Raw genomic sequence first — 12,197 nt, forward strand, 5'->3', positions numbered from 1 at the left:
ACGGAACCCCCCTTGCCCCCCGCCGACTTTGCCTCCTCCGACGATTTCGTCAGCCTGTATCGAGAGCATCACGGCTGGCTCGTGCAAATGCTGCGCCGCCGGCTCAGCGGCAATACCGAAAACGCCGCGGATCTGGCGCACGACACCTTCGAACGCGTCATGCGCAGCGAGTCGCGCGCGGCGTTTGCCGAGCCGCGCGGCTTTCTCACCACCGTCGCCAAGCGTCTTCTGATCGACCAGTCGCGCCGCCGCGCTGTGGAACAGGCCTATCTGGAAACGCTGGCATCGCGCAACGAGGCCGTCGAGCCCAGCCCCGAAACGCACGCGCTGGTGATGGAAGCGTTGAACGCCGTATGCCGCATGCTGGAGCAGTTGCCGCCACGGGCGCGCCGGGTCTTCGTGCTGGCGCAGGTGGAAGGCCTGCCCTACCGCGACATCGCCCGGCAACTCGATATTTCGGTGGCGGCCGTGCAGCGCGACATCGTCAAGGCCTGGGAGCATTGCTACGCGGTGCTGTACGCATGAACGCCGCCCAGGCCGAACGGCTGCATCCCGACATCATCAGGCAGGCGGCGCGATGGATGATGCGGACCGGGGATGCCCCCGACGCGGCCACGCAGGCCGCCTGTGCGGCATGGCGCCAGGCAGACGTGCGCCACGAGCTCGCGTGGCAACGCCTCCAGGGCATCGGGCGCGAGATCAATGCCACCACAGTATCCGAGGGCGCCGCCAGCCAGACCATCCTGCGCTACTGCGAACAGCGTTCGCGCCGCAGCGTCATGAAATGGGCGGCCGGCGGCTTCTGCCTGGGCACGTTGGCATGGGCGGGCGCGCGCGAGGGCTGGTGGGAAGGCAGCACCGTCTATCGCACCGCCACCGGCGAGCAGCGGACCATGACCCTGCCCGACGGCACCCTCCTGACCCTGAACACCGATACCGCAGTGGCGCTGCGCTACGACGCGCAGCAACGCCGCGTCACACTGCGCAGCGGAGAAATCCTGATCGCGACGGCCGCGGATGGCGCTGGACGCCCCTTCAGCGTACAGACCCGGCACGGCCTGCTCACGCCGCTCGGCACGCGCTTTGCCGTGCGCCAACTGGACGACAGCGATGGCTCGACGCGTCTTGCCGTCTTTGAAGGGGCTGTGCGCGTGGCCCCCGCCGGGCGGACCGTGCATGCCGGCGAACAGGCGGAATTCAACGACCGCACGCTGTCTCCCGCAACCCGGGTCGACGGCACCGAGCCTGCCTGGGCCGCAGGCATGCTGGTCGCGAACCGCATGCGGCTGGATCAGTTCCTCGCGGAACTGGGACGCTATCGCGTCGGCATCCTGCGCTGCGCCCCCAGGGTGGCGGACCTCGAAGTCACGGGGGCCTTCCGCATCGACAACACCGACCGGGCTCTGGAAGTGCTGGCCGGCGTACTCGACCTGAGGCTGCGATACCGCACGCGCTATTGGGTCAGCGTCGATCGCGCCTGACGCACGGAGCCGCAACCCGGGCGCTCTCCCGGGAAATTTGTAACGCCAGCGAAGATTTTCGGATGTGGTTCGTTAGACATAGAGACAGACCCGAGGCGCCCGCGGTCTGGCCCTACCCATCGACGAACCAGGAAGCCCTCATGGCCGCACGCCATACACCCTCTACTCTTGCCGCGCCCCAGACGCCCGGGGCTGGTCCGGCGCGCTTGCGCCTTGCCGTCCATCTGGCTCTGGCCGCAATGGCTCCATTCGCCGCGCCCGCCGCGTCCTGGGCTCAGCCCGCGACCGCGCAAGGGGTCGCTTTCGCCATCGCCCCTACGACGCTGGATGAAGCGCTGGGCCAGTTCGGAGTCGCCGCCAACATCACCGTGGCCGCGTCGCCGACGCTGACCCGCGGGGTGATGACGCAAGGGCTTACGGGCCGCTACACCGCGGAACAGGGCCTCACGCGCCTGCTTGCAGGCACGGGCCTGCAAGCCGTGGCCAACGCCAACGGAGAGGGTTATCACCTGCGCCGCATTCAGCAAGGAGACGCGACCACTCTCGCGCCAGTCACGGTGACGGGCATGGCCGACCCGGCCGTCACGGAAGGCACGGGCAGCTATACCAGCGGGATCGTGACCATAGGCAAGGGCGAGCAGACCCTGAAAGAGATCCCGCAGTCGGTCACAGTGGTGACGCGCCAGCGCATGGACGACCAGAACGCCAACACGCTGGACGACGTGCTGGCCAACAGCACCGGCATGACGCTCTACAAGAGCCCGATGGGCGGAAACTATGTGTTCTCGCGCGGCTTCCGGGTCGACAGCTATCAGTTCGACGGCGTCAACCGCGCGTTCTATTACCCCCAGGCCAACAGCTTCACCAGCAGCACCGTGATCCTGGACCGCGTGGAAATCATCCGCGGCGCCACCGGCCTGCTGCAGGGCGCCGGTTCGCCCAGCGCCGCGGTCAACCTGGTGCGCAAGCGCCCACTGGCCGAAAACCAGGTGCAGCTGTTGGCCAGCGGCGGCTCCTGGAACAACTATCGCGCCGACATCGATGCGACCGGCCCCTTGAACGCGTCAGGCTCCCTGCGCGGCCGCGCCGTGGCCAGCTACAACGACCGGGAATACTTCTACGACAACGCCGACAGCCGCACCGGCGTGCTGTACGGCGTACTGAGCTACGACCTGGGACCCGCCACCACCTTGACCGGCGGCATCAGCTACGAAGAACTGCGATCCACGCCGTTCTTCCACGGCCTGCCCCACTACACCAACGGCGACGACATCGGGCTGAAGCGTTCGACCTCGCTCTCGCAAGACTGGAACCGCTGGAACGGCAAGCAGACCACGGTGTTCGCCGAACTCGCGCACCGCTTCAACCAGGACTGGTCGCTGAAACTTACCGGGACTTCCACCCAGGAGTCCAACGATTCCAAATACGCCTTCACCGAAGGCGCGGTCAATCCGGCCACCGGGCTCGGGCCGACGATGTACGCCGGCATCTTCGATTTCTCCACGCACAACAAGGCGCTCAACCTGGACGTGGACGGCGCGTTTGAGGCGCTGGGCCGCAAGCACTCGATCAGCGTGGGCGCCAGCATCAACGAACTGACCAGCAAGAACGATTTCGCGACTGCGCGCCTGAACCGCGCCGTGAACGTCTGGGATCCGGATCACCACGTGCCCGAACCCACGGATGACTGGCTGCGCGAGAACGCCTACCGCGGTGCCGCGACCGTCATCACGATGAAGCAGACCGGCGTCTACGGCGTCGGCCGCTTCAAGTTGGCCGATCCGTTGACGCTGGTAGCGGGCGCCCGCGTCAGCTGGTACGAGAACACCGGCAAGTACCGGGACGATGGCAAGCAGTACACCGACCCCTACAAGGAAAATGGCGTCGTCACGCCCTACGGCGGCCTGATCTACGCCTTCAATCCCCAGTGGTCCGGCTACGTCAGCTTTGCGGAGATCTTCGAACCGCAGAACGCCGTGGACGCGTCGGGCCAGATACTGGACCCCATCCTGGGCAAGAACTATGAAGCGGGCATCAAGGGCGAGCTGCTCGACGGCCGGGTCAACGCCTCGGTCGCCCTCTTCCGCGTCGACCAGAAGAACCGCGCCCAGCAAGACCTGGTCAGCGCATGCTCCGTGGGCGACATCTGCTATCTGTCCAGCGGCAAGGTGCGCAGCCAGGGCGTGGACGCCGAAATCAGCGGCGAGGTGGCCCCCGGCTGGCAGCTGTTTGCCGGCTACACCTTCAACACCCTGAAGTTCCTGGACGACACCGAGGTATCCAGCACCAACTTCGGACGCACGGTAACGCCCAAGCACATCCTGCGCCTGTGGTCCGACTACCGCCTGCCCGGCGAATGGTCGGCATGGACCTTGGGCGGCGGCGTGAACTACCAGACCGGCAGCTACACGGAAACCCGCTCGGTGCGGGTCTCGCAGGCGCCTTACGCCGTCTGGAATGCGCGCATCGGCTACAAGATCAACAAGAACTGGTCGGCGGCATTGAACGTCAACAACCTGTTCGACAAGACCTACTACCAGACGATAGGCGCGCCGGGATGGGGCAGCTTCTATGGTGAACCGCGCAACGCGACGCTGACGGTACGCGGGACCTTCTGATAGGGGGAAACGATTAAGTAGAATGGTTTTATCTCAATAAACCATGAATTTTCATCATGCTTGATCGTATCCATCTATCCATCGTGCAGGAGGTCGAAAAGCAGGGTTCGCTGACTGCCGCCGCAGGCGTCCTGCACGTGACGCAGTCGGCCCTGAGCCACAGCATGAAGAAGCTGGAGCAGCAACTGGGGACCGACATCTGGCTGCGTGAAGGCCGCAGCCTGCGACTCACCCAAGCCGGTCAATACCTGTTGGCGGTGGCCAACCGGGTGTTGCCGCAACTGGCTCTGGCCGAAGAGCGTCTGCGCCAGTTCGCCCAGGGAGAGCGCGGGTCGCTGCGCATCGGCATGGAATGCCATCCCTGCTACCAGTGGCTGCTGAAGATCGTCTCCCCGTATCTGGCGGCCTGGCCGGATGTGGACGTGGATGTGAAGCAGAAATTCCAGTTCGGGGGCATCGGGGCGCTGTTCGGCTACGAAATCGACCTGCTGGTCACACCCGATCCGCTGAACAAGCCCGGACTCGTGTTCGAGCCTGTATTCGACTACGAACAGGTGCTGGTCGTCGCTGGCAACCATCCTCTCGCCCGGGAGGAGTACGTCACCCCCAAACAACTCTCCAACGAAGTGCTGGTGGCCTATCCGGTGCCGGTCGACAGGCTCGACATCTACAACATGTTCCTGACGCCGGCCGGCATCACGCCCAGGCGGCACAAGGCCATCGAGACCACGGACATCATGCTGCAGATGGTCGCCAGCGGCCGCGGGGTGGCGGCGTTGCCACGCTGGCTGGTGCTGGAGTACGCGGACACCATGAATGTGGTGCCAGTCCGGCTGGGCAAGAAAGGCATTGCCAAGCACATTTATCTGGGCGCTCGCGAGGCGGACGTGGGAATCGACTACCTGCGTGCATTCATTGAACAAGCCAAAAGGCCCGCCGCGGCTTGATTCTTCACGGTAGCGTCTGCTCGCCAGGCGGTCGGATCCGAGACCGATCGACCGCAAATCCATCCATGAATGAAGCTAATGGCTTCATGAGATCAATTCACTTTTATTCATGGATAGCCCGACATAAACTACGCCTCCTATATCGTCAATGTCAAGACTGCTGAATAAAAAAAGCAGCGCTGAAAAAGCAGGAAATAGACGCGGGTTTTATCCAGGATTCAGGGCAGCAGAGCACCATGAGTAACGAGTTTGCATTTGCCATCAAGAGCATTTGTTTCGATGAGGACTATCGTCCTTCAGACAATACGCGGATCACGACCAACTTCGCCAATCTGGCCAGGGGCACGAGTCGCCAGGAGAACCTGCGCAACACCCTCCGGATGATTGACAATCGCTTCAATGCCTTGGCGCATTGGGACAATCCCAAGGGCGACCGCTATGCCGTCAACCTTGAGATCATTTCCGTCGAGATGAGCATAGACGGCGCAAGCAGCGGCAATGCCCTCCCCTTGATCGAAATACTGAAGACCAGCATCGTCGACAGCAAGACCAACGAGCGCATTGAAGGCATCGTAGGAAATAACTTCTCCTCGTATGTGCGGGATTACGACTTCAGCGTGCTGCTGCTGGAACACACCAAGAATCAAGCCACGTTCAGCACTCCGGACAATTTTGGAGACCTCCACGGCAAGCTGTTCAAGTGCTTTGTAAATTCAAGCACTTACAAAGAGCACTTCAGCAAGCCGCCCGTCATATGCCTGAGCGTATCCAGCAGCAAGACCTATCATCGGACTGAAAATCAGCATCCTGTATTGGGCGTGGAATACCAGCAGGATGAATACTCGCTGACGGATGAATATTTCAAGAAGATGGGGATGAAGGTTCGTTACTTCATGCCGCCGAACAGCGCCGCGCCCTTGGCTTTTTATTTTTCCGGCGATTTGCTGAGCGACTACACCAATCTTGAGCTCATCAGCACCATCAGCACGATGGACACTTTCCAGAAGATTTACCGGCCAGAGATCTACAACGCGAATTCCGCGGCCGGAAGATCCTATCAGCCCAGTTTGAAGCACCAGGATTATTCGTTGACCCGGATTGTCTATGACCGAGAGGAGCGTAGCCAGCTGGCTATAGAGCAGGGACGGTTTGTCGAAGAGCATTTCATCAAACCATACCAGGCGATTCTTGAGCAGTGGTCCGCAAACACCCCTCTTTGATCATCAAAAGCACCAAGGCATCTATTGTGAAAAAATTGCTACCTACTTCCACTGCCGGCAGCCTGCCTAAACCCTCCTGGCTCGCAGAACCTGAAAAACTCTGGTCTCCCTGGAAATTGCAGGACGAGGGCTTGGCCGAGGGCAAGCAGGATGCGCTGCGTTTGTCTCTGCAGGAACAGCAGCACGCCGGCATCGATATCGTCAGCGATGGCGAACAAACGCGTCAGCATTTCGTGACGACGTTTATCGAGCACCTGGAAGGCGTTGATTTCGAGAACCGCAAGACGGTCAGGATCCGCGACCGCTACGATGCCAGCGTGCCGACGGTCGTGGGCGCCGTGGCGCGCCGCAAGCCGGTGTTCGTCGAAGACGCCAAGTTCTTGCGCCAGCAGACCAAGCAACCGATCAAATGGGCCTTGCCGGGTCCCATGACGATGATCGATACGCTTTACGACGGCCACTATCAAAGCCGCGAAAAGCTGGCGTGGGAATTCGCCAAGATTCTCAATCAGGAAGCCCGGGAACTGGAGGCTGCTGGCGTCGACATCATCCAGTTTGACGAGCCCGCCTTCAACGTGTTCTTTGACGAAGTGAATGATTGGGGCGTGGCCACGCTGGAAAAAGCCATTGAAGGGCTCAAGTGCGAAACCGCCGTCCACATCTGCTATGGCTATGGCATCAAGGCCAATACGGATTGGAAGAAAACGCTGGGATCGGAGTGGCGGCAATACGAAGAGGCTTTTCCCAAGCTGCAAAAATCCAGTATCGACATCGTCTCGCTGGAATGCCAGAACTCTCGCGTTCCCATGGATCTGATCGAGCTGATTCGGGGCAAGAAGGTGATGGTCGGCGCCATCGATGTGGCGACCAATACCATTGAAACTCCCGAGGAAGTCGCCGACACCCTGCGCAAGGCGCTGCAATTTGTCGATGCCGACAAGCTCTATCCTTGCACCAACTGCGGCATGGCTCCTCTGTCCCGCGCAGTCGCACGAGGCAAGCTGAGCGCCTTGAGCGCCGGCGCTGAAATCGTCCGCAGGGAACTCTCGAACTGATTCCCAGGCGGAAATGGTCGTCGCGAGCGGCTCGCGGCGACCAAATCGAGCTGCACCCAGTATTCAACCCCCACTATGTCACTTTCCAGTACTGCGATCGAGCCCAGGCGCTTTCGCGAAGCTCTCGGGCACTACGCGTCCGGCATCACGGTAATAACGTCGCACATCGAAGGCGAGCCGATAGGCTTCACCTGCCAGTCGTTCCATAGCGTTTCGATGAATCCGCCGCTGGTGTCGTTCAATGTGATGACCAGTTCGGCCAGCTACCCCAAGATTCGCCGGGCAGGCCGGTTCGTAGTCAATATCCTGTCAGACGAGCAAGTCAGGATTTCCAACCAATTCGCCCAGCGCGGCACGGACAAGTGGCACGAAGTCGCGTGGCAGGAATCGCCGCTCGGCAATCCCATCATCGCCGGCAGCCTGCACTGGCTTGATTGCGAGATCTATGCCGAACACGCCGCAGGCGATCACCTGATCGTGATTGGTGAAGTGAAAGCGTTGGATCTGCAAGAAGCTGCTTCCACGCAGCCGTTGCTGTATTTCAAAGGACAGTATCGGAACATCGCCGCGCACGGCGCGGTTTGAAGGTTTGCCTCCGCTGCCCTCTTCTACGCTTCAATCAATCGGGAGCCTTGCCAGGCCGGATCGAGAAGAACCGCCACCGGCTCCTTGCTCTCTGGCCTCTTGTCGGCGCGTCGCGACTCATCTTAGAATGCGGATGATTCTCATTATTTCCGGGCACCGGTTTCCTCCTGGCCCGCGACGAGCCGGAGGGCCGCATGTCCGCGACCGAGTTTGCAGTGCCGCCCCAGGGCATCGATGTGCTGTACGCGAATCACCATGGCTGGCTGAAAGGCTGGCTGCGGCGGCGGCTGGGCAATTCCTCTGACGCGGCCGATCTCGCACACGATACGTTCATGCGCCTGCTGGTCCGGGGCGAGACCGTCGCGGTGCGCGAACCGCGCGCGCTGCTGACCACGGTGGCGCAGGGCGTGGTGTCCAATTTCATGCGGCGCCGCAGGATCGAAGAGGCCTATCTGGCCAGCCTGGCCAACCTGCCGGAGCGGGAAGCGCCTGGCCCCGAGACGCGCGCCATCCTGCTCGAGACGCTGATCGAACTGGACCGCCGCCTGGATACGCTGGCCGCGCCGGTGCGCCAGGCATTCCTGCTCTCGCAGCTTGAAGGCATGAAGCAGGCGGACATCGCCGCAACGCTGAACGTCTCGCTCGCTACCGTGCAGCGCCATATCGCAAAAGCGGCGCACCTTTGTTTTTTCGGCGCCTGATCGCCGCCCTCTTGCGGCCGCGACCCACACCGCCATGCCCATCGCCTCCACGGACCCGAGCCCGACCGCATTTCCCCTGCTGGACGGCCCGCCGCTGCCCGCGAGTGTCAGCCTGCGCGCCGTGGAATGGCTGGTCGCACTGCAAGCCGCCGATGCCAGCAACGCCACGCGCGAAGCCTGCCAACGCTGGCGCCAGGCGCATCCCGACCATGAGCGCGCCTGGCGGCACATCGAGACGTTCGGCCAGCAACTGCGGGAATTGAACACGCCGCTGGTGCTCGGCACGCTGGCGCATGATGAACGAGGCGGCCGGGCGCGCCGCCGCGCCGTCAAGACGCTGGCCCTGGCCCTGTTCGCCGGCGGCGGCGCCTGGCTGGCGCGCGACAGCCTGTGGCGCGGCTGGCAAGACTGGCAGTCCGACTATCACACGCGTACCGGCGAACGCCAGGGCATCACGCTGGCCGACGCCAGCCGCATCGACCTGGACACCGGAAGCGCCATCGACGTGCGCTTCGATGGCGCGCAGCGCCTGGTCCGGCTGCTGCGCGGCCAGATACTCGTCGCCACCGCTCCCGATCCGGTCTCCCCTGCCGGACGCCCCTTCATCGTGGAGACGGCCCAGGGCCGCGTGCGCGCCCTGGGCACCCGCTACAGCGTGCGCCAGTTCCCAGGCCGCAGCCACGTCGCGGTGTTCGAGGGCACAGTGGAAATCCGTCCCGCGCTAGATGTGGACGCGCCGCGCCTTATCCATGCTGGCGAACAGGCCTCGTTCACCCAAGACTCGATGGATCCCAGCCGGCCCGCCGGCCCGCGTGACGCCTCATGGTCCGTGGGCATGCTGGTCGCGCAGGACATGCCTCTGTCCGATTTCATTGCTGAACTTGCGCGGTACATGCCCGGCCGGCTGTCCTGCGATACCGATGCCGGCCGCCTGAAGGTTTCCGGCGTCTATCCGCTGGACGACACCGACCGGGTGCTGGACATGCTGCGCCGGACTCATCCGATCGAAGTCGACCGGATGACGCGGTATTGGGTCACCGTGCGCCTGCGCACGATCTAGCGCCGCGATGCGCAAGACATCCGCCTGATTTTTTGGGCAAACGTGAGGGGTTTCCGATTCTCAAGTGGCAAACCTAATAGAAGCCACATTTTTCTACCGGAAACCGTATCTCTCATGGACTACCGCCTGTCTCGGCGCGGCGCGCGCCTCCTTACCCGCAGCACTCTGGCGCTGGCCGCAAGCCGCGCCTTCTGGTTCACGGCAACGGGCGTCGCCTTGAGCGCCGGCACGCACCCTGTCCTGGCCCAAGCCAGCGCCAGGACCTACGCGATCCCCGCCGGCCCGCTGGAAAGCGCGCTGACCCGCTATGCGCTCGAAAGCGGATTGATGCTGTCCTATTCGGCCAGCGATATCGCGGACAAGCGCAGTTCCGGCCTGCAAGGCAGCTTCCAGGCGTCCGAGGGCTTGGCCAGGCTGCTGGCGGGCACCGGACTGGCGGCCCGCCTGCAGCCGAATGGCGGCTACGTGCTGCGCCCGCTGCCCGGCGGGCAGACGGGCCAGGAGTCCGCGCAGACCTTGCCCGCGGTCACGGTCACGGGCATCCATGAGTCCGCCTCCGGCCCGGTGCAGGGATTCGTCGCCCACCGCAGCGCGACCGCCACCAAGACCGACACGCCGCTGCACGAAACGCCCCAGTCCGTATCGGTGGTTCCGCGCGACCAGGTCGTCGCGCAGGCTGCGGACTCGCTCGACCAGGCGCTGGGCTACACCGCCAGCGTCATGTCGCTGGAAGGCGGAGCGCTCAGGCACATAGGCACCCGCTTCACGGTCCGCGGCTTCAACATCACGGGCGCGGCCCCGCTGTATCTGAACGGCACCAAGTTCCCCATCAATTCGCTCAGCGGCGCGATCGAGCCTTACAACTTCGAGCGCATCGAACTGCTCAAGGGGCCGGCCTCGATCCTGTACGGCCAGGCCGCGCCGGGCGGCATCATCAACCTGGTCAGCAAGCGCCCCACGGCGGAACCCTTGCGCGAATTCGAATTGCAGACAGGCAGCTGGAACAAGAAGCAGATCGCCATGGACCTGGGCGGCCCGGTGACGGAGGACGGAAACGTGCGCTACCGCCTCACTGGACTGGCGCGCGACAGCGACACCATGATCGATTACATCAACAATGACCGCAGGTCGCTTGCCGGCGCGCTGGAGTGGCAGATCAGCGACGCCACCTTGATCACGCTCCTGGCCAGCTACAGCCGGACCGACAGCCCCTACGATTCAGGCAAACCGCTGGAAGGCACGCTGCTATCCAATCCCAACGGCCCCATATCGCGCTCCCGCTTCGTCGGCGAACCCGGCTTCGACCGCTATGTCGTGAAGGGCACGACCCTGGGCTACCTGCTCGAACACCGGTTGAACGACGACTGGCAGGTGAAACAGAACCTGCTGGCCTACGAACACAAGGCCGACAACCAGTATGCCGCCGTGAGCGCGCGCGTGAATCCGTCGACCCCCGCCCTGGGCAATCGCTATGCCATAACCCGTTACGACACCGACAAGGGACTCGCCGTGGACAACCAGCTGCTGGGCAAGCTGCGCCACGGCAGCGTCGAACACACGCTGCTGTTCGGAATCGACTGGAGCAAGAGCGAATTCACGCGTTCCCAAGAGTTTGGCAGCATCGCGCCGATCGATCTGTACAAGCCCGTCTATGGCGCCCGGCCGAATCTTGGCCCCGCCAACTATTCCGAAAACAGCATGCGCCAACTGGGCTTCTACGCGCAGGACCAGATCAAGTTCAAGGACCGCTGGATCGTGCTGCTGGGCGGCCGCTACGATTCGGTCCGCACCGACACAAGGCCGGGTACGGGTGAAGAGAGCTCCCATGCCTTCACGCCGCGCGCCGGCCTGATGTACCTGTTCGACAACGGCCTGGCCCCCTACTACAGCTACAGCAAGTCCTTCCAGCCCACCCCGGGCCTGGACTTCAACGCCAATCCCTTCAAGCCGACCACGGGCGTGCAGCACGAGATCGGCCTGAAGTACGAACCCAAGGGCGTGGACGCGTCCATCACCGTGGCGCTCTACGAAATCACGCAACGCAATGTGCTGACCAGCGATCCCGCCCACGCGGGCTTCCTGGTGCAGACCGGCGAAGTGCGTTCGAAGGGCGCCGAGATCGAGGCCCGCGCCAGCCTGAATCGCCAACTGGACCTGGTGGCGGCGCTGGCGACGACGGATGCCCGCGTCACCAAGAGCAATCTGGGCAATGAAGGCTCGCACCCTGCTTCGGTCCCACGCAACATGGCCTCGCTCTGGATGGACTACCGGTTTGCTTCCGTGCCGGGCCTGAGCGCGGGCGTCGGCGTGCGCTACGTGGGACGCCAGGAGATCTACGACCTGGCGGTCCCGTCGTACACCACGTACGATGCCGCGCTGCGCTATCAATGGGACAATTGGCAGTTCGCCCTGAACGTGAAGAACCTGGCCAACAAGACCTATGTGGCCGCCTGCCCCGGCACCTGCTTCTATGGCGATGAACGCAACATCACGCTGACGGCGCGCATCAACTGGTAAGCAGCCGCCCCCA

Annotated in this window: 10 protein-coding genes; all 10 read left to right on the plus strand. The window is 63.2% G+C overall.

Annotation, left to right across the window (positions count from 1 at the left end; translation table 11 throughout):
* Positions 1-12: 12 nt before the first annotated feature.
* The 10 genes from IAG39_RS19195 (at position 13) to IAG39_RS19240 (ending at position 12,184) form a co-directional block, all read left to right on the plus strand.
* The gene (locus IAG39_RS19195) at positions 13-525 is read left to right on the plus strand and encodes a sigma-70 family RNA polymerase sigma factor (protein WP_118932997.1); all 513 of its coding nucleotides are present in this window, start codon (positions 13-15) and stop codon (positions 523-525) included.
* Positions 501-1,481, plus strand: a complete 981-nt coding sequence (locus IAG39_RS19200; RefSeq protein ID WP_223283390.1) for a FecR domain-containing protein — start codon at positions 501-503, stop codon at positions 1,479-1,481. The genes IAG39_RS19195 and IAG39_RS19200 overlap by 25 nt, the downstream gene beginning before the upstream one ends.
* Before the next feature lie 239 nt (positions 1,482-1,720).
* The gene (locus IAG39_RS19205; RefSeq protein WP_223283389.1) at positions 1,721-4,099 is read left to right on the plus strand and encodes a TonB-dependent siderophore receptor; all 2,379 of its coding nucleotides are present in this window, start codon (positions 1,721-1,723) and stop codon (positions 4,097-4,099) included.
* A 56-nt stretch (positions 4,100-4,155) separates the two neighbouring features.
* Positions 4,156-5,046: a LysR family transcriptional regulator gene (locus IAG39_RS19210; RefSeq protein ID WP_059374189.1), complete on the plus strand. Its 891-nt coding sequence runs from the start codon at positions 4,156-4,158 to the stop codon at positions 5,044-5,046.
* Positions 5,047-5,282: 236 nt separating this feature from the next.
* Positions 5,283-6,266, plus strand: a complete 984-nt coding sequence (locus IAG39_RS19215; RefSeq protein ID WP_118932994.1) for a DUF1852 domain-containing protein — start codon at positions 5,283-5,285, stop codon at positions 6,264-6,266.
* A gap of 26 nt (positions 6,267-6,292) precedes the next feature.
* Complete coding sequence (locus IAG39_RS19220) at positions 6,293-7,321, plus strand: methionine synthase (RefSeq protein WP_118933039.1); 1,029 nt, start codon at positions 6,293-6,295, stop codon at positions 7,319-7,321.
* A 75-nt stretch (positions 7,322-7,396) separates the two neighbouring features.
* Positions 7,397-7,906, plus strand: coding sequence for a flavin reductase family protein (locus IAG39_RS19225; RefSeq protein ID WP_118932993.1), 510 nt, complete (start codon positions 7,397-7,399; stop codon positions 7,904-7,906).
* A gap of 194 nt (positions 7,907-8,100) precedes the next feature.
* Positions 8,101-8,607 (plus strand): sigma-70 family RNA polymerase sigma factor, encoded by a 507-nt coding sequence (locus IAG39_RS19230; RefSeq protein WP_059374186.1) that lies wholly within the window; start codon positions 8,101-8,103, stop codon positions 8,605-8,607.
* A 34-nt stretch (positions 8,608-8,641) separates the two neighbouring features.
* A complete protein-coding gene (locus IAG39_RS19235) occupies positions 8,642-9,667 on the plus strand; it encodes a FecR domain-containing protein (RefSeq protein WP_118932992.1) in 1,026 nt (341 codons plus the stop codon).
* 114 nt (positions 9,668-9,781) lie between these two features.
* Positions 9,782-12,184, plus strand: coding sequence for a TonB-dependent siderophore receptor (locus tag IAG39_RS19240; RefSeq protein WP_118932991.1), 2,403 nt, complete (start codon positions 9,782-9,784; stop codon positions 12,182-12,184).
* Positions 12,185-12,197: the final 13 nt, after the last annotated feature.

It is taken from the genome of Achromobacter xylosoxidans (assembly GCF_014490035.1).
Classification (GTDB): domain Bacteria; phylum Pseudomonadota; class Gammaproteobacteria; order Burkholderiales; family Burkholderiaceae_B; genus Achromobacter; species Achromobacter bronchisepticus_A.

What these genes read in the sequence shown, in the direction of transcription:
- IAG39_RS19240 (WP_118932991.1), top strand. Translation starts at nt 9,782, where the DNA reads ATGGACTACCGCCTGTCTCGGCGCGGCGCGCGCCTCCTTACCCGCAGC.
- IAG39_RS19205 (WP_223283389.1), top strand. Translation starts at nt 1,721, where the DNA reads ATGGCTCCATTCGCCGCGCCCGCCGCGTCCTGGGCTCAGCCCGCGACC.
- IAG39_RS19215 (WP_118932994.1), top strand. Translation starts at nt 5,283, where the DNA reads ATGAGTAACGAGTTTGCATTTGCCATCAAGAGCATTTGTTTCGATGAG.
- IAG39_RS19225 (WP_118932993.1), top strand. Translation starts at nt 7,397, where the DNA reads ATGTCACTTTCCAGTACTGCGATCGAGCCCAGGCGCTTTCGCGAAGCT.
- IAG39_RS19230 (WP_059374186.1), top strand. Translation starts at nt 8,101, where the DNA reads ATGTCCGCGACCGAGTTTGCAGTGCCGCCCCAGGGCATCGATGTGCTG.
- IAG39_RS19210 (WP_059374189.1), top strand. Translation starts at nt 4,156, where the DNA reads ATGCTTGATCGTATCCATCTATCCATCGTGCAGGAGGTCGAAAAGCAG.
- IAG39_RS19235 (WP_118932992.1), top strand. Translation starts at nt 8,642, where the DNA reads ATGCCCATCGCCTCCACGGACCCGAGCCCGACCGCATTTCCCCTGCTG.